The 18,383-nt window shown below is 37.8% G+C and carries 15 protein-coding genes; 2 read left to right on the top strand and 13 right to left on the bottom strand.

The annotated features are described in order from the left end of the window. Positions 1 to 36: 36 nt before the first annotated feature. Positions 37 to 1,176 carry a fimbrial protein gene (locus tag GGR21_RS16360; RefSeq protein WP_183308312.1) on the bottom strand — a complete coding sequence of 380 codons (1,140 nt, stop codon included), beginning with the start codon at positions 1,174 to 1,176 and terminating at the stop codon, positions 37 to 39. Between the two features lie 273 nt (positions 1,177 to 1,449). After that, positions 1,450 to 2,313, bottom strand: coding sequence for a helix-turn-helix domain-containing protein (locus tag GGR21_RS16355; protein ID WP_183308311.1), 864 nt, complete (start codon positions 2,311 to 2,313; stop codon positions 1,450 to 1,452). A 203-nt stretch (positions 2,314 to 2,516) separates the two neighbouring features. On the opposite strand from GGR21_RS16355, the gene GGR21_RS16350 reads away from it, so the two are divergent. Beyond that, positions 2,517 to 4,028, top strand: a complete 1,512-nt coding sequence (locus GGR21_RS16350; RefSeq protein ID WP_183308394.1) for an oligosaccharide flippase family protein — start codon at positions 2,517 to 2,519, stop codon at positions 4,026 to 4,028. A gap of 245 nt (positions 4,029 to 4,273) precedes the next feature. Continuing rightward, the gene (locus GGR21_RS16345) at positions 4,274 to 6,391 is read left to right on the top strand and encodes a S46 family peptidase (RefSeq protein WP_183308310.1); all 2,118 of its coding nucleotides are present in this window, start codon (positions 4,274 to 4,276) and stop codon (positions 6,389 to 6,391) included. A gap of 69 nt (positions 6,392 to 6,460) precedes the next feature. On the opposite strand, the gene GGR21_RS16340 is transcribed toward GGR21_RS16345, so the two are convergent. From GGR21_RS16340 to GGR21_RS16290, 11 genes are all read right to left on the bottom strand, one after another. Further along, complete coding sequence (locus GGR21_RS16340; RefSeq protein ID WP_183308309.1) at positions 6,461 to 7,453, bottom strand: hypothetical protein; 993 nt, start codon at positions 7,451 to 7,453, stop codon at positions 6,461 to 6,463. 282 nt (positions 7,454 to 7,735) lie between these two features. After that, positions 7,736 to 7,984 carry a DUF3781 domain-containing protein gene (locus GGR21_RS16335; protein WP_183308308.1) on the bottom strand — a complete coding sequence of 83 codons (249 nt, stop codon included), beginning with the start codon at positions 7,982 to 7,984 and terminating at the stop codon, positions 7,736 to 7,738. Next, positions 7,977 to 8,813, bottom strand: a complete 837-nt coding sequence (locus tag GGR21_RS16330; protein WP_183308307.1) for a BRO-N domain-containing protein — start codon at positions 8,811 to 8,813, stop codon at positions 7,977 to 7,979. The genes GGR21_RS16335 and GGR21_RS16330 overlap by 8 nt, the downstream gene beginning before the upstream one ends. Before the next feature lie 24 nt (positions 8,814 to 8,837). Continuing rightward, on the bottom strand, positions 8,838 to 9,608 hold the full coding sequence (locus GGR21_RS16325; RefSeq protein WP_183308306.1) for a metallophosphoesterase: 771 nt from the start codon (positions 9,606 to 9,608) through the stop codon (positions 8,838 to 8,840). Between the two features lie 48 nt (positions 9,609 to 9,656). Further along, positions 9,657 to 10,862: a GIY-YIG nuclease family protein gene (locus tag GGR21_RS16320; protein ID WP_183308305.1), complete on the bottom strand. Its 1,206-nt coding sequence runs from the start codon at positions 10,860 to 10,862 to the stop codon at positions 9,657 to 9,659. Beyond that, positions 10,855 to 12,816 carry a DEAD/DEAH box helicase gene (locus GGR21_RS16315; RefSeq protein WP_183308304.1) on the bottom strand — a complete coding sequence of 654 codons (1,962 nt, stop codon included), beginning with the start codon at positions 12,814 to 12,816 and terminating at the stop codon, positions 10,855 to 10,857. The genes GGR21_RS16320 and GGR21_RS16315 overlap by 8 nt, the downstream gene beginning before the upstream one ends. Positions 12,817 to 12,819: 3 nt before the next feature. Continuing rightward, the gene (locus GGR21_RS16310; protein WP_183308303.1) at positions 12,820 to 15,528 is read right to left on the bottom strand and encodes a class I SAM-dependent DNA methyltransferase; all 2,709 of its coding nucleotides are present in this window, start codon (positions 15,526 to 15,528) and stop codon (positions 12,820 to 12,822) included. 27 nt (positions 15,529 to 15,555) lie between these two features. Continuing rightward, positions 15,556 to 16,284 carry a Fic family protein gene (locus GGR21_RS16305; protein ID WP_183308302.1) on the bottom strand — a complete coding sequence of 243 codons (729 nt, stop codon included), beginning with the start codon at positions 16,282 to 16,284 and terminating at the stop codon, positions 15,556 to 15,558. Next, a complete protein-coding gene (locus GGR21_RS16300) occupies positions 16,281 to 16,559 on the bottom strand; it encodes a helix-turn-helix domain-containing protein (RefSeq protein WP_183308301.1) in 279 nt (92 codons plus the stop codon). The genes GGR21_RS16305 and GGR21_RS16300 overlap by 4 nt, the downstream gene beginning before the upstream one ends. Before the next feature lie 265 nt (positions 16,560 to 16,824). Beyond that, complete coding sequence (locus tag GGR21_RS16295; protein ID WP_183308300.1) at positions 16,825 to 17,706, bottom strand: DUF5712 family protein; 882 nt, start codon at positions 17,704 to 17,706, stop codon at positions 16,825 to 16,827. After that, positions 17,706 to 18,293, bottom strand: coding sequence for a BfmA/BtgA family mobilization protein (locus tag GGR21_RS16290; RefSeq protein ID WP_183308299.1), 588 nt, complete (start codon positions 18,291 to 18,293; stop codon positions 17,706 to 17,708). The genes GGR21_RS16295 and GGR21_RS16290 overlap by 1 nt, the downstream gene beginning before the upstream one ends. Positions 18,294 to 18,383: the final 90 nt, after the last annotated feature.

The following is an 18,383-nucleotide window of genomic DNA, read 5'->3' as shown; positions in this document are numbered from 1 at the left end:
ATTGCATCAAGCAAGTATCCATACAGGACAGATAGACTATTCAAAAACTACTGTCTGAGAAATATTCAAAGCCCAGGGGGCTACCGAAATCTGTACATTCAAGGATGAAGGAGCCTCGGAGCTGAAAGGATTGCTGGTTCCCAAGCCTTTTACAACAGTTTTTATATTATATGTATTGTTTCGTTTTACATATTTATGATTGTCTGATGCTCCCGAAATAGTCGAGTTAGCGCTTTCCTTGTTTATAATAACAGGGAAGTAAGTATATCCGTTAGTATCTACACGACCGGGAATGTTATTTATATATATCCCGTTTTGTTTGACTTTTGCTCTCAACACAATTATCGTAGGAAATATATTATCTTCCACAGGCTGGTTTTCATAGATATAGAAGTATGTACTGTTGTTAGAAGCCGGTGATGTAAGGAAGTTATCGGCTCCCGACAATACTGTACTGGATGAAGGATACAAGTCTCCTGTTCCCGATAACCCCTGGTAATAACCGGTTGGCAAAGAGGCTGCCGCCAGTTTCACAATATTTGAACTCTTTGCCGCATTCAAGATGAAAGCAGTAGGATCTTCAAATGTATACTCCCCACCCTGCCATTGCATGTCTTCTATTTTCACTCTTGCAACCAGTCTGGTAAGGGTGAATGTATGAGGCTCTATAGAGACACCATCCGTAGGGTTGGTTGTGTATCCTAAATAGTTCTTACCAGGAATGATTATAACATCAACCACTTCGGTAGACATGGTCAACCGTCCGTTATCCTTTTCATTCTTCAGGTCTGACACCACCTGTTGCAGTTCCGAATAAGTTTTTACCGACGATACATCTCCGGTATAGTTAGCCAATACAAATATTTTCTTCGTTCCGCTTGTCACAGCAATATTATCTACCTTGGTAATAGTGTTATTTTGGCTGGTTGCGCTTTTTTGAGATTCTATAGTTCCATCCATATTAAAAACAAATGCATCCAGTTTCAGCACCTTATCCTCCTGTTCCGGGTTACCCTGGGCTTTGGTTTGTGGTGTTCCCGAAATTTGTAAGCTTAGAGTAGCCTTTTCTCCTTCTATAACGGTGGGTTCAGGTATTACAGTTTCCTCCGAATTATCGCACGACACAGCACAAAATGCAATTATAATTGCACTTAAAAACATACTTTTTGATTTCATTTTGACCAGATTAATAAATTATAATTTCATTTTTCTTTTTAATTCAGATAAGACAATCGTTTCCTACAGAAGAATCCCGATTCTCCCTTGTCTTTTCTCTTGTAAAAACAGGTCTGGAAATATTCTCCTGTCAATATCTATAAAGAGAATAATGATGTTTGCCGACAAAAATCACACATGCTTATTTACGCCGCAAAAGTAAGATGAATTGTAATATTCCATAACAGAAAAAAGGGACAAAATAAGTCTTAAAAGGGACAAAATAATCCCAGCTTATTTACCTAACAATTTAGCCTTTAAATTATACTTGTCGCAAAAATGAAGAAATTCGGTCATGCTGGAAAAATGAAATTCGGTAAGGATATTATCTACGGACACTGTTTTATGTACCAGATAGTATTCCAGACTCTTTACCTTCTGATTTACAATCCATTTATGGGGAGTCATTCCAAATTCAGCCTTGAACTTCCGGGTAAAAGTCTTGGTAGTCATAAAACATTTTTTCGATAAACTTTTTACAGTACTATCGTGAGTATAATTGGCCAGCACATCCATTCTGAAATGGTTCTGGCTGAGTAATACCGGAGAAAAGAAACCGGCCAGGGTCTGTTTGTCGTAAAGGGTTCTCATCAGGAAGACAAATTCTTTTTTCTTAATGTCATACACATACTTTGAAAATATCTTATTGCGCCTGTAATAGATAATCCCTGATAAAAAATAGCGCAATGTTTTCTTTATTTGCAGTTTGTTCAGTTCTATTGCATCAGGAGCATACAGCGATACAATCCGGTTGAGCAATACCTGATCGATAAAAGGTAAAAGATTATCTGATTTCAGTTCAATATATATAGAACTCTCTTTCGTAATGCTTTTGTAAGGGCCAAAAGCTTTAGATATAAAGAACATATTGTTGGTACTGAACATCATATAATCCGAATCATCTTTTTGAATCAATATCTTACCTTTCATTATAAAAACAATACTGTTTTCGCCAGGTATCCCCATCATGAACTCTTTATCTCCGGTTAAGTAATGTACTTTAAATGAGTCATCTTTTTCGAGAGGTAAAATATAATCCTGCAGGGAATTTTCGTATTCATTTGATACCTGATCTACAGTAGGCGGACGAATAATCATATTGTGTAATTAAAAACCTATTTATGCCTTTAACAAATCTAAAACGCTTAATGTTCTCATTTCCTGTATTCCCTCTCCGATTATTCCACTTTATTTACATGATTCCACTTACTGTTATGTAACAATTTGTGCAAAATCTTATCTGATATATCTCGCTACTGATGACTAATTTTGCTATTTTTGTACCCAAATTGAAGAAATATATGGCTGGAAGCGGAATGAAAAGTTTGGCAAAAGATACTGCGATCTACGGAACCAGCAGTATATTAGGCCGTATACTTAACTATTGCCTTGTTCCGCTGCATATGTATGTATTCTCAAACCCGGAAGAATATGGCAGAATCAGCAATATTTACGGAATAGTAGCAATTCTTTTTGTCCTGCTGACTTACGGAATGGAGACTGGTTTTTTCCGTTTCATGAATAAAAAAGAAGAAGATGCCGGCAATGTATACTCTACATCACTCATTTCGTTAGGAGTAACTTCTCTTCTCTTTGTTTTGCTCTGCATCTGTTTCATTAATCCTATTTCGGAATTGATGCGCTACCCGAATAAAGAACACATTATGATAATGGCTTTTGTGGTAGCGGCCGATGCCTTTATGGCTATTCCGTTTGCTTATCTCAGATACAAGAAAAGACCCTTCAAATTTATGACACTGAGGCTTACGTTTATAGGCATCAATATACTTTTCAATCTGATTTTCCTGCTTCTGTGTCCATGGTTATACGATAATCATCCAGACTTTCCTCTGATTAAGTTCTATCATCCTGGTATGGGAATCGGATATGTGTTTTTAGCTAACCTTATCGCCACATTGTCCACATTGCTATTACTGATTCCGTCGACAATGAAGGATGTAAAGTTCCGGTTCGATAAAGAATTGTTGCGCAGGATGCTCATGTATTCTTTTCCGTTATTGATATTAGGTTTGGCGGGAGTAATAAACCAAACGGTGGCTCAAGTCCTGTATCCATTCCTTTTCGATGAACGGGCAGATGCAGATTATCAGTTGGGGGTATATAGCGCCAGCCTCAAAATAGCTGTTATTATCACTATGTTCACTCAGGCATTCCGTTATGCATATGAGCCGTTTTTCTTTGGCAAAAGCAATGAAAAAGGAAACACAAAGCCCTATGCCAATGCGATGAAATATTATATCATATTCGCCCTGCTGGTATTCCTTGCTGTGGTATTCTATATAGATATTATAAAATACATTATGCAGCTGATTGGGAAAAATTACGTCGGGGGACTGAAAATTATCCCGATAGCCATGATGGGGGAGATACTTTTCGGTGTGTATTTCAATCTGTCGGTTTGGTACAAGTTGACAGACAAAACTAAATACGGGGCTTATTTTTCCGTATTCGGGTGTGTATTGCAATTGGCTATAAATATAATATTTGTACCTATATACGGCTATATGGCCAGTGCTTGGGCTACACTTATCTGTAACCTTATACTGGTTATTATATCTTACTTCATCGGACAGAAATATTTCCCTATTAGATACGATCTGAAAAATATATTCGTGTATTTCGTTCTGGCTATCGCGTTCTATCTTGTGGCTATGTATCCCGAAATAGAGAACGATGTGTTGCGTCTGGCATACAGGACTATTTTCCTTGTTGCCTTTGCAGCAATCATTGTAAAGAAAGATATGCCGTTATCGCAGATACCTTTTGTCAATAGATACTTTAAGAAGAAGTAGTGATCGGAATCGAGAAAGTTTATCTATAAGATGCTAATATGCTAATAGGTTAATATGCCGATATACCAATGATAAGGAGTTCTTTGAAAAAACAGTAAAATCTGTAAGGTTTGTCAGGTTTTAGTTAAAAAGCTATTAGCTATCGGCTGATAGCTAATAGCTAAAAATCTGTCAGCTTTGTAACTTTTTAGTTAAAATGAAATACTGAAGACATAAACATAAATTATCAATATAATTAAATAAATATGAGAAAAATATTCACATTATTTGCGCTGTTCCTTTCCGTGCTGATGGTCAAAGCCGACGAAGGAATGTGGCTCCTGAAAGAGCTGAACAGGATAAGTGCCGCCCGCATGAAAGAACTGGGCTTTACGTTTCCTATCGATAACCTGTATAATGAAAATAATCCTTCGCTGAAAGATGCTGTCGTTATCTTTGGCCGGGGATGTACCGGCGTGGCTGTGTCGCAACAGGGACTTATATTCACCAATCACCATTGCGGATATGGCGATATACAAAAGCTTAGTTCGGTAGAGCACGATTACCTGAAAGATGGCTTCGTCAGCCAGACTTTTGCCGAAGAACTGCCTGCAGAGGGACTGATCGTATCATTCCTGCAAAAGACTGAAGATATAACAGAATATGTGACCTCAGGTCTGTCTGCAAACGATACGGAAGATGTTCGTGATCAAAAGATAGATTCATTATCAAACGAATATCTGAAACAATATAAAGGAAATGAGTTTATCCGTGCACAGGTAATCCCTTTTTATGCGGAAAACAAATACTATGTGGTAATATATGAAGTATTCAGAGATGTAAGGCTTGTATTTACACCGCCATCATCTGTGGGTAAATTCGGTGGTGAGACCGACAACTGGATGTGGCCACGCCATACGGGAGACTTCTCCGTTTTCCGTGTATATGCCAATAAAGACAATCAGGCAGCAAATTACAGCCCCGACAATGTGCCTTACCGTCCTAAATATTCGGTTCCCGTTTCTATCAAAGGTTTCAAGGAAAAGGATTATGCGATGACTATCGGCTATCCGGGCAGTACCGAGCGCTATATGTCCTCGTGGGGAATTACCCAGATGGTAGAATCTGAACATAAACCCCGCATCGAAGTGCGTGGCGCAAAACAGGATATATGGCGTGCGGCTATGAATGCGAGCGATGCTGTGCGTATCAAATATGCTTCAAAATATGCAGGTAGTTCCAATTACTGGAAAAACGCAATGGGTATGAACGAAGCTATTGCCAAACTGGGCGTTATCAAGGATAAGGAAAAATTGGAAGATAAGTTCTCTCTGTGGGTAACATCATCCGGTAAAGAAGCTCAATACGGAAATGTATTGCCTTCACTGAAAGAAGGATATACTGCGACTATGGAGACTGCGAAGATACAGACCTACCTGTTCGAAACATTCTACAATGGTATAGAGATCGTTCGCTTTGCCAATACAGTTTTGTTTGCAACCAAAATGGATAAAGGAGGTGTTGCAGAAGAACTGAAAGGCCGGATGACAAATATCTATAAAGACTACGAGCCATCTCTTGATCGTAAAGTGATGCCAGTTCTGCTAAAACTATATGCAGAACGTGTCCCTGCCGAATATCTTCCTTCTGTTTATGGTAAGATAGAAAACGAATTCGGGGGAGATTACGATAAATATGCTGAATGGTTCTACAACAATACCAAGCTCACGTCACTGGACGGCGCTATTGCCCTTGCTTCATCAGGCGATAAAGAGGCTATGATGAGCGATCCGGCTATAGAGCTTTCCAAATCATTAGAGCCCTGTCTCGAGTTGCTGAAAAAAGGAGTTGCACCATATAGCGCAAGCCTCAGCAAAGGAAGCCGTTTATTCATGGCAGGATTGATGGAAATGGAACCAAAAAAGGCTTTCTATCCGGACGCCAACTTTACCCAACGTTTGAGTTATGGTTCTGTCGGTGGATATAAACCGGCCGATGCCGTGTACTATGACTATTACACCACATCTCAGGGTGTACTGGACAAACAGAAACCGGGCGATCCTGAATTCGGTGTGCAGCAGTATATCCTCGATGATCTGGCTAAGGGTGATTTCGGCAGATATGCCGCTCCGGATGGCAAGATGCATGTAAACTTCTTGTCTAACAATGACATAACCGGCGGAAACTCGGGCAGCCCTGTATTCAATGGTAAAGCAGAGTTGATCGGACTGGCTTTCGATGGCAACTGGGAAGCCCTGAGCGGCGACATTGTGTTCGAGCCGGAGTTGCAACGGTGTATCAATGTAGATATCCGCTATGTCCTTTATATCATCGACAAGGTGATGAAATGCCCGCGGTTGATAGAAGAATTGGAAGTGAAATAGAATATCTTATATAGACGAAAAAGGCAGGCCTGAGCACAGGCCTGCCTTTTTCATCTAGTGATTGTTTAGTTATTCATATGTATCCAGTGCTTTTATATTCTTCTCCAGATCATCTTTGCTGATATCTTTCAGATCGAGATCAATAGACATATCAGCTGTTATTGTAATCTCTTTTTCGTCGTATGAGAATTTACCCTCTTTGACAGAGTAAGCTACAAGCTTACCTTCAGCACCAATCGGCATTCCGTTGTCGTAGCTCTTCACTGTATTAGTACCATCAGCAGTATAGATCTGCACCAGAACCAATACTCCTTTTGCACGGAAGAATACGAATGTATCGCCTTCGTAACCTAGATAAGAAGCCAGTTTATCAAATTGGCCATACAAATTGATCCGGATAGTTGTCATACCATTGGTACTATTCCAGGATATATCGCAGTTGATCCAGCCAAGTTTACCAATAAGGAATTCGAATTGCTTGTTATTGGAGAATACCCCTCTCTCTTCCTGGCCAACTTCTACAAAGTCATCTTTTTCCGGATCTTCCCAGGCAAACTGATCGTCATTGTCTCCGCTTTCTTCATTTCCTTTCCAGAGTTGAGTAAATGTGCCGTCTTCTTTATCTGTAGGGATGCTGATAGTAACCGGAGCATTCAACTGCTGATCAACGCTTACTCCATTCTGTTTTACATCGATGAAGATGAAACCATCCGACTCGAAGTATGAGCCATTGTAGTAGTTTGTATTCGTTCCCGAAAAGATCATGCTGCTTGGCTTGAGCATTTCGTATGCCTCAACGGTAAACTCACCTGTAATTGGCTGCCCGTTTTTAGTGAATGCATTTTGAGGAATCGTAATCTTCACACCTTCTTTCAGAGTAATGGTCACAGGCAGATCGGCTGTATTGATCTTATGTTCCTGTTTCAGGGATTCTTTTGTATCCTGCAAAAATTCCTTAGCATGGTAATTGGGGTCCGGTTCATCCCAGTTTATTCTGGTTTCATCATCATTACACGAATAAAAGAATGCTCCTAATACCAGCATTAATAAAAATTTCTTCATAACGTTTGTGGTTTAAGTTAATATTGTGTAGAACTGTGTGTTAATTGTTTATGTGTATTCCGGCCTTCATAATATTTGATGCGAAAGATCATATGTTAAGTTGCAACCCTCTCTATAATTTAACTTTTGTTCACAAAAAAGCCGATGAGAAATTCACCGGCTTCTACTTATATTTAAATAGTAATTACTTCACTTCTTCAAAAGAAATGATATGTGTAAATCAATTGGTTATAATTCCATGGTACAAATAAGATACAGATAATATGCGTAACATCGGTAACATTATCGCTTGACTTTCTGTTTTTTGTGGGCGGTTATTATAGTATAGCTGTATGCGTTTACAGTTATTATCGCATTATTGATAGATGCATACCAATTCTTACCTCTTCTGATGATACTGTCTGCTTGCTGAATTTGCTGCTTACACCAACTTACAACATCATCGGTTTCTATCGAAAGATTTCTCTTTATCCGTACTATGCCTAATTCTGTTGTATGTATTTTGTCAATATTGGATAACAAGTCATTCATTTTCTTCTTTTTTTTGTTCAATAGAGTGAATGCTTTTTGCATTGAGCGGGCTTACCACTTTCTTTCCTGTTTCTGCTTCCAGTTTTAAGCGAGCTTCTTTCGCAATATTCCCTCCACGACGTGCCACATCTTCGTGTTCAGGAAATGATTCAGGATTCGTTGTTTCTGAAATTTCTTTGGTAGACAATTCGGCAAGCATATTCAACACCAATTCTTTATTAGTCATATTGTCGCGAAGATTCTCTTTCTTCAAGCCCTTAAACTTCTTGTATTCCTTGGCGTTTTTACCTGCCCATGTCTGGTAAATAATATCAGTGAGTACAGCAAATTCGATCCCTTCTTCCAATCCAAGTCGTTTCCATTCATCGGTTAATTCTTTGCGAATCTCAATACTCTTCAAACGTTGGTTTATCCAATTGTCGGAATACCCCAGACGTTTGTAGTCAGTCATTGCCTGTTCTATGGAGAGTTCAGGGTCTTGTAGTTGGTCAAGCCTTTGTTTGGCTACTTCGGCTAACCATAGTTTGAATGGTTCAGCCTTGGGTGAGGGGATAGATTGTATTAATCGAAAAAGTTGTTCTGTATCAGCAACATCTGTTTTGTAATATTTGCCATCAGAAGATTGCATTTTCAGTTGGTTACAATTTGTAACCAACTGACTTCCCTCTTTCTTTAGTCTGTTTTTCAGTACTTTCCAATAATTATTCGGATTTGGACTATCTGTTAGTACTCCAACTACATCTACAATTGAAAAATACCATTCCTCGGTTTCTTCGTCCCATATAGATCGGACTTTCCGTTCTTCAAATAACTGTATTTTATTATTCATTTTTTTCATAATACAATTCCTTTCTCAATTCATTTTGTCAAACTTTCTAAACTCATTTATTTCGCAACAATCACACAAATGAAAATCGATGCTGTAATGTTGCTCCAATTTATGTTCATGAAAATGGCCGTAGTACCAATCGGTTATGTTAGGTTGCAACTTTTGTAAGTTGGCAAAGAGTTGATCCATGATCGCTCTTTCTTTATCCAAAAGGTCATTTAATCCCTCATCAGCTGCTATCCAAGTTGCAATATTTGCTTTTGAAGTGGGATAAGCAAATGATGGAGCTGTATGAGATGCTACCAAGTGAATCGCATTAGCAAATTGCTGATGAATCATATCCAATTTTTCGCTATCGTAGTAAGGCAGCTCTGCTTCTCCCCAGTAAGATTTCTTCCCGGTTCTCCACTCTGTTTCTATTCGATACTTTCGGTCTATGGAAGTTGCTCCACCCACACATAAAACGTTGGTTTGATTAACCGAAATCACGCCGTAATCTGGTATCAGATGTATGTGTGGATATTTTTTAAACGAGCCGCTGAAAAAGGTCGGATCATCATGATTGCCCCTAAAAAGAAGTAAATGATTGTTTTGTTTTGACAGCTTGCTATTCAGCTTTTTAAACAGCGTATAATAGTATTCATCCTTATAAAATCCCATCCCAATATCACCACAAACAATCAGAACAGCATTATTGTATTGATTAAGCTTAAAGACAATGGTCTCAAACTCTCCGTGGATATCGCCACAAAAAAGTAAATTATCTATATCTTGAAAGCGAATGTTATTTTTCATTGTCTGTTCTGTGTATACTATGCTGGCAGACTCCTATTGATTTCTATGTTATTTCAGTTCTATTATTTGAGTCTCTACATTGTATTTATAGTTTACGATACTTTCATTCAAAATCAGCTGGATAGCTTCTTCAATTATGTTTAATGGTACAACAAACCATTCTCGCGGTGTAATTCTAAGTCCTCTTTCATTAAACAAATCAACATTCAAGCAGGTAGAAGCGAAAAACCTATGCAATAGTTGCTCTAACTTATCTGCATTCCGATTATAGCATTTATATGAAATAACTATTTGAACATCTGCAAACAAATAAGTGGCTTCATTCTTTGCATTCTTGATTCGTTCCTCTATAGGTGTAGTAGAAAATCCAATTTTATACAAATCCTTAATTGCAGATATTTGAGGGTTGGTGGATTTCGATTTTAATATGTAAACCCAACCTGTTTGAATGTCTTCCTCTTTTACAATGTTGGCATTTACAAACAATCCATTTTCGATGGTCTCATACGTGTTGGTTATAAGTTTTCCATCTTTCTGAATTTGTTTTCCTAATGATCTATAAAGCATATTGCTATATGTCCCGTTTTCAAATATTGTTTTAGTTCTACCATCTTTCCTTACTCTATCACCCGATTTCAATGACCTTTTTGTTTGTTCTATTTCTGCTGACTCAAGAAATAAAAGGATTCCATCTATTATGTAAAAGTTGCCAACATGAAGGTTTTTTTCAATATTTTGAAATGGCTTGATCTTTCGCTTTCCTTCTTTGATTTCCTTGTGAACCTGTTGAAACATTTTTTCATAAGGTTCAAATTCATCTTCTTTCATCGATTTTCTTTGAGCTATAAAATCGGCTTCGGCTCTCTCTTCCTGTTTTGGAATATTTTTGTATCTGAAAATGGATAAGTCTTTGTCTGTATCTAACAAGCCAAAATCATCGTCAGATAATATATCGTCAATTGAAGGGCTTTCCATTTCAACAAATCCAAGCAAATTATGCCTATCAAATGGCTTTAATATTTTTTTCTTAACATCGTCTTGTCTGAATGTCTTTAATCTGGCCATCAAACTATACTCAGACATACTCGTACTATTTGGTTCCCGATTATTATTGTCGATAAACTGATTTATTTCTTCAAAAGAATCAATAAGTCTGTCATCAGCTGATTTTATGGAAGTAGACTTTGCCTTTGAGTCTAACAACCCAAAGTCATCATCATTAAATATCTCATCTATGGTTATTTTCTTACTCATTTGATAATGCTCTTTGTCTTTTCAATTCTCTTAAAAATACCAAGGCTTCTGCCATTCGCTTTTCTTTAGGGTCATAGGAGTGGATATTAGGAGCTTCGCCTGTTTTTTCTCTCCACTCTTTTATTTTAGGCCACAAAAGAATCGCTTCTTCCTCAGTCATATCTATTTTAACAGCTTGAATATGGTCGTCAATCAATTTCAAGACTTGGGTAGTAACCGATTTGGAAAGTATCTCAAAAGCCTTTTGGAATGGATTAATTTGGTCAATCAAGTCAATGTGAATATCGTCAATATTCACAAAGCTACCTGCCATACGGATAAATTTTCTACCTCCTTGCTCTTCTATCGTACTATTCTTAATCACAGAATCAACAACCAAATGCTGACGTACGGCTTCAACTTCCTCTTCGCTTAAATCAGGGTAAACTTCCCGTATTATTTTGGGAATTAAAACTGTGTTTATCACTTCAGCCTCAATATTTCCGGGCATTGCTTTTAGCATCTGATCATCTTGTAAAATGCGAGCTTTCAAATCATTCAAATCGCTTTCGATAATGTCTTTTGCTCTTTGCGAAGTTGGAAGCTTAAACCCATGTATTTTAATTGTGTTTTCATCCGATTCATCATCATCGTCATCATCCGATTTCTTAGCTTTGAATTTGAAGTTGGGTGCTAGTACTTGCTCCATCAGTAGAGAGGCTGTAATTGCTTTAAGCATATTATTTACGGCAACTCTTACTTCTTCATTTTCTGCATCCGGTTCAGCAACCAAGTTAGTAAATTGGGCATGTGTTTTATTATTACTATCCCGGGTTGCACGTCCTATGATTTGGATAATCTCTGTTAACGAGCCACGATAACCTATGGTTAAGGCATGCTCGCAGTAAGGCCAGTCAAATCCCTCTTTAGCCATGCCTAATGCAATAATAATGTCAATATCATCGGGCGATTTTATTTCACGTAAGTAAGTTGTTATTTTTTCTCTTGCGCGAGGGTCGTCATTTACCAAATCGGCAACCTTAAGAGTTTTACCCGTTCGTTTACTCTTTACAAATAATACACCCGTTTTCTCATCCTGATATTCTAAATCGCCCAGTACATCGATGATATGGCTTACCTCTTCATATTTTTCTTTAGATGATTCGGCCGAGTTGACACTCGGGATATGTATGATTGTCTTTTTGTTTTCGTCTAAAATTTCTTCTAAGGCCGACATTTCCTTATCGGGTTGCTTTTTGAAATACCGACCTTGATAGAAGTGATAACCGATGCCCAACGATTTCAGGTACTCATATCCGTTCAGCTGCTCGTAGTAGTTATACGTTACACGGGTGAATTTTGCTTCATCCTCGGGTAATAAAACGGGTACATTATCGCCCCTGAAGTATGATCCAGTCATGGCAACGATATGCGCAGTCGATTTTGCCATGATGTTTCTCATTACTTCTCCCAGCCGATTATCGCCATCAGCCGAAACATGATGAAACTCATCAATAGCTATCAGTGCGTTGTTCAACCTTTTTTCATCCAGTCCATCCAAAGCAAAGCGCAATGTGGCATGTGTGCAGATTAAAATCTGCTCATCACTATCGAGGAAATTGAGAAATGCCGATACTTTGCTTTTTTCGGAACCGGGCGTACAAAGATTGTATCGGTCGTTGGGATTCCAGTCAGCAAAAAAACCGTGTTTTTTTAATTCAGTGGGTGCAAATGAAGCACCTATCGTTCGTTCGGGAACGGCTACAATTACTTTTTTTATTCCTTGATGTTGCAGCTTTGCCAAAGCAATAAACATAAGTGCCCTTGATTTGCCCGAAGCTGGAGGCGCTTTTATTAACAGGTACTGTGCTGTGTTGGCTGCATAGGCTTTCTGCTGCATTTCGCGCATACCCAGCTCGTTCGTCTTTTTACTTTGCCCTGTTTGGCTATATTCTACTTGTACTAAATTTTGCATAGCTTACTTTTTACTCTTTGGGTTTCTTTTACTCTTTTGTTTGGCAAACAAGGTGTCTTTTTGGGTCATTTCCTCATATAGCCTAAACAGGTACTCCAGACGTTCGGTATCGGTAGTGAAAGGCTGGAGGCGATAGCATTTTTCAACCGCCTCATCCAGCTCCTTGTGGGCTTTTCTAAGTCCTGTCGGCATGGTATCGGGGTTGTATAGCCATGCCATTGTTTTTTCGGGGTGCTTTTCTCTTTCTTCCAGTATAGCAAAAACGTAAAGATTCAAATTCTCCTTTTGTTTTACATTAATATCGGGAAAAGGGAAAGTATTGTAGCATAGCTTAGCTGAATATCTATAATCAGTCTTTAGTCTGCCACCAACAGCTCTTACCCACACCATGTGCATGCGTGAAGTAATTACAGCAAAAATCCACGGCTGGGCGTTATAGACTGCAAAATTAGGAGCTACGACAATGCTATTGGAATTTAAAAAACCTATAGGAATATATTCTCTTTTTTCCGATGATACACTTGGTATGATTATTACCTCTGTAGGTAAATATCTAATTTCTGCAAATTTATAGGGAATTGAACTCAATTCTTGTGTTGACTTTCTTTTACTATTTTGCCTTGCCAATCTTGTCCTTTCAATTCTTTCAGCAACTTTAGGTAAAGAAAAAGCGAATTCAGCATTTTCGTCATCTATCCAAAGGCAATATTTCTCAATTCCCCTAATAAACTCTAATGCTCCTACAAGGTTTTTAATAAATAAAGAAGATTCAGGTTCATTTCGCAATAGATCTTCTTTTTCAGTTTTTGATAAAAGTAAATTCCCATCATCATTAGCCATATTTCCAAAACTAATTTCCGGGAGTTTTGAAATCGGTTTACTTTTTCCTTGAATAACTATATTATTCGAATCGAGCAGATAGGGGTTAATATTTTTTGCCAGTCTTTTTATATTTTCGTCAAACAGGTATTTTGCTTTATTGGAAACATTTCGTAGCCCTAAAATAATAACTGTAACTCCGGCTGTTCCTTTTGCATTATTTGTCCATTTAAAAGAATGGTATGCAAACCCAATTTCTATTTGACCATTTAGTATATGAGGCCACAGTAAAGCAACCTGTTCTCCCTGACATATAGAGTTTGTTGTAACAAAAGCAGCCTCAGCGTTATTGCCCGATATATAATCTTTTGATTTATAAACCCAACATGAAATATAATCCATGTTGTTATAGCCATTTACTCCATGAAAAACAATACGCATATCTTTTTTCTGCTCATCATCCTGAAGCCTAGCACCTAAATATGGGGGGTTTCCGATAATATACACCTCATCATCTTTCGACACAGGGCAGACTGCTTTCCAATCAATACGGGTAGCATTTCCTTGTGTTACTTTGCCTGCTTCTTTCAAAGGCAAAATAGGTTTTGATTTGCCATAACCGTAAAGTCGTTCTTCAAAAATGAGGTTCATTTGGTGTTCGGCCAGCCAAAGTGAGAGAATAGCCATTTCGTGGGCAAAGTCATCAATCTCAATACCGTAAAATTGAGAAAGGCTGATTTGCGTATATTCAAAACGGGGATTTGGATTTAACTCTATTATTTTTTGAAGAATCAGTATTTCTAAAAGTCTAATCTCTTTATATGTGATAATCAGAAAATTACCACTTCCGCAGGCAGGGTCGAAAAATTTTATTTTCGATATTCTGAGAATCAACTTTCTTAGCTGACTCTCGGTAGTACACTTTTCGTACTCTTCGTACAGCTCGTCTAAAAATAACGGCTTTATAAGCTTTAGTATATTTTCTACCGATGTATAGTGCATACCCAAATCGCTTCGGTATTCGGGTAAAACAACGGCTTGAATCATCGATCCGAATATATCAGGATTGATTTCCTGCCAGTTCAGCTCGCCCAGCTCAATTAAAATTCTTCTGGCTTTAGGTGTAAATACAGGTGAATTTATACTGTCTCTAAAAAGCCCTCCATTCACATAAGGAAATTTAGCCAAATACGAGGGTAGCAAGCTTCCGTCTTGTGTGTTTAAGCGGTTGAATAGATCGTTTAAAAAAAGATGTGTATCGCTTCCATTCTCTAACGTATGCTGTACGAGGGTGCTTGTGAACATCCCTTCTTCCTCGAAAATTTCGGTATCCTCAGCAAAAAAACAAAACAGCAACCGCGATAAAAATATATTCAGCTCATGTACACTCTCTTTCGAGTTATATGTATCCTGATTACCTTCAATCAGCTTATCATATAGTTCGGCCATTTTATATGCCGCTTCTCTGTCTGCTTTGTTGTTATTTTTGGTAATGTATACTTCGCTTCCGGCCAAAGGCAGAAAGAAATCGAAATACTTTGGTAATTCATCCAATGCAACATCCAGATTCTTTTTTGTCTTTAAATCTTTTGCGGCTAACGTTTTGTAGTCGGTAACAATGATAAATCGAGGATTGTGCTTAAGTATTCGCTCCTCTCTTGAAAGTATTTCGATTGTACTAAGTAGCTTATCCGATTCTCCTTCTTTAAAAAAAACTTTCTTTTTATAAAGAACCTCTCCCTCAACTTTTGAAAGGTTGAAGTCTCCATTTTTTATTCTTGTAACAGATGTTTTGGAGATACCATAGGCAATCAAAAGATCAAAGATAAATTCCTCTTTTGTGAAATTTTCAAAGATTTGCCTTACATTGCTTTCTATTTCTTTACTGGTCATTGTCTTTTATTTTTCCTTTTGCAATGCTTAATCTTCCAAATTGGGATAAAAATACTTCACCCACTCTTTGTAAGTATCTTGCGCCGAAAGGCAGGTGTCTACTAAATAGCCTCTTATATGTGCAAACTCTTTTAAGCCACGGTAGTAGAATTGCTTGTGATTATCGTCAATGATAAATGGCACGATCTTATTTTTCAAGCATTCTCGGAACATAATCAGGCGACCCACTCGACCGTTACCATCCTGAAATGGATGGATTTTTTCAAAACGGGAATGGTATTCAACAATATGCTCAAAAGAAATTTCACAGATAGCATGATACCAATCGTTAAGTTTGTTCATGTCAGCTTCTACATGCTGAGGTAAAGTAGTTTCTGTTCCACCTACTTCATTGGGTAGTTTTTTCCAGTCACCCACACGAAACCATTCTTTGGTAGCGTCCGAGGTTCCTGTTTTTAATATTCGGTGGAACTCTTTTATAATTTCGTTTGAAAGAGGCTGATCTATTGTATCAAGCAGATAATCGAATGCTACAAAGTGATTGGATGTCTCTATAATATCATCTACAGGTACAGCTTCCTGATCTTTAAAACCTATTGTACGGGTTTCAAAAATGTAGCGAGTTTGCTCTTCAGTCAACTTGCTGCCCTCTATCCGGTTTGAATTATAGGCAAGGTTTACTTGTGTTTTATGATACAAGCCTCCTTTTCGCTTTGCCTGTTTCTCTTCTTTGAGATATGTTAATAGTTCGTTCATACGTTTTGTTTTACAATTTCCAGTGCTTTTGCAGCTACCTGTTTGTCGTTTTCTACCAATGTCATTATTTGGTCGGCAAGCCATAATACAACAAGCTCTTCCTCATTTACTTTGAAAATTTTAGATAGAGTAGTAACTTGATTGCGTTTCGCTCGTCTGTCGCCACGCTCAATCTTACAGTAGGTTGCGGTGTCTATTTCCAACTCAGCAGCCGGTAATCTTTGCGGCATGGATCTTTCTTCACGTAGCTGTTTTATCTTTTCGGAAAAGAGCATATTGAATAATTTTATCTTGACATTATTTGGCAAATATACGAAATGAACCTCGTATTTTCCACCAAATTTTACATATTCTTTCCCTTTTTCAATCTGTAAACACCCTTTCTATGGAAAGAATAAATAAGGCAATACTTTTACAGGAAATACTACCCGAAGCGTAGCGAAGGTGTGGAGATTTCCAGTAAAACCGCTTGCGGCTTGGTGTTGAAGTTTTATTCTTGGAATATACCTTTGTTTTCGGAATGAAAAAGGAATAACTATATTAGGATATTCTTGGTCTTCGTTTCTTCTTTTTTTTCTTTGGTCTGATTAATGGTTCTTCTATATTATTGTTTTCTGCTCCTGATGGCAGAATAGAAAATAATGCTGAAGCGGTATCAAGAATGATATTTGATTGGTTGGCTAATTGGTCGTTTTGCTGACTAAACAGCTTTACGTTTGGTGGTATGTCCATCCCAGCAATTTCTTTTTCCTGCATCCGTAGTTTGTCTGTAAGAGAGCCATTTTTCATTGTATTACAATACTCAAAAGTTTCGGAGAGTTGTCGATCGTAGCCGAATAGTTTATCAAAACCTTTCTCTACATTCTCAAATAGTGTTACACGGTCAAATCCTCCTTTGATAGCTCCTTTCTTAGTATTTCGGTGATTGGTGAGCGGACTTATCTTTACTTTATTAGACTGGTCTTTGCGGCTTACAATCAAATGGCAGTGCATATTTAGTTTGTTATTTGAGCGGTCACGGTCGAAATGGATTTTTCCGTAGAACTTGATATCTTCTGCGGATAGTCCTTTGTTGAAGTTTTTGGCGTATTCGGGAATAAATACTTCCCGAATATACCGTTTCATGGCTTCGGCTTGTTCCTGCTCGGTGTTGCCCATTCGCTGCAATTCTTTTTCAGATGGGCTGACATGGATAGCATAAAACTTGGCATCCGTTTTCAGTAGCTGACCAATATTACTGTCAATATCCTTAACAACTTGGCTTTTATACAAATCGTCCTCTGACAGGTTGAAAAAACCTTCAGTGTAAATGCCTTTTTGCATTCGTTCCATATCTTCATGTTCGAGGTAGTTTGCCAACTGTCGGCTACTGCCTGCATTATTATAGACTCCGTTAGAGGGTGGTGGAAAGTCGATATTCATCACTCAGCATTGATTAATTGGTAGATTTCAGCTTTTAGGTTTTCTTTTCGCTTCCCATCCATGACTCCGCATGCTGTAAGTTCGGCATACAGTCCGATTAATTCCAACAACTTTTTATTATCCTGCTTCAATAGTTGATGTAGTGAGTTGATTTGTTTTCCCTGATTGTTTATTACATCAGCATGTTGAGTAAGGGTATCGCTGATTTTTTGAAGTACGGTGTTATACTTTTCATGATTATTCTCCAACTGTGAAAGAACAAGTGTTTCCAAATCTTTCACTATCCCATCAAAACGAATAGCTATTGAATGTGTCGCCCGAATCATTGGATTTAGTTGTTCCTCTTCAAAGTGGCGAATAAAACGTATCAAGTCATCTTGTCGTTTGTTTATTTTCGCCATCTCTGTCTTTACTGATTCAGGAGGTTCTGACGGATTGATACAGGCTTTATCCATGTATTCAAATGCAAGCTTAACAATCTCTCCTTTTTTCAAGTTATATCGATTGCTCAATTTATCAATTAAGCGATTGGTTGATTTATCAATTCCAATCGTAGTCAATACCGATTTATTCTTATTTCCTTCCATATTTATAACATTTTTATAAGAATTCATTTTGTTAATCACCTAATCAACAGGATTTTGTTGATTAGGCTTATATGAGTTTTTATAAAACTC

The organism is Dysgonomonas hofstadii, assembly GCF_014196915.1.
Classification (GTDB): domain Bacteria; phylum Bacteroidota; class Bacteroidia; order Bacteroidales; family Dysgonomonadaceae; genus Dysgonomonas; species Dysgonomonas hofstadii.
Note: the sequence above shows the minus strand (reverse complement) of the source record. Positions and strands in the feature narration are given on the sequence as shown.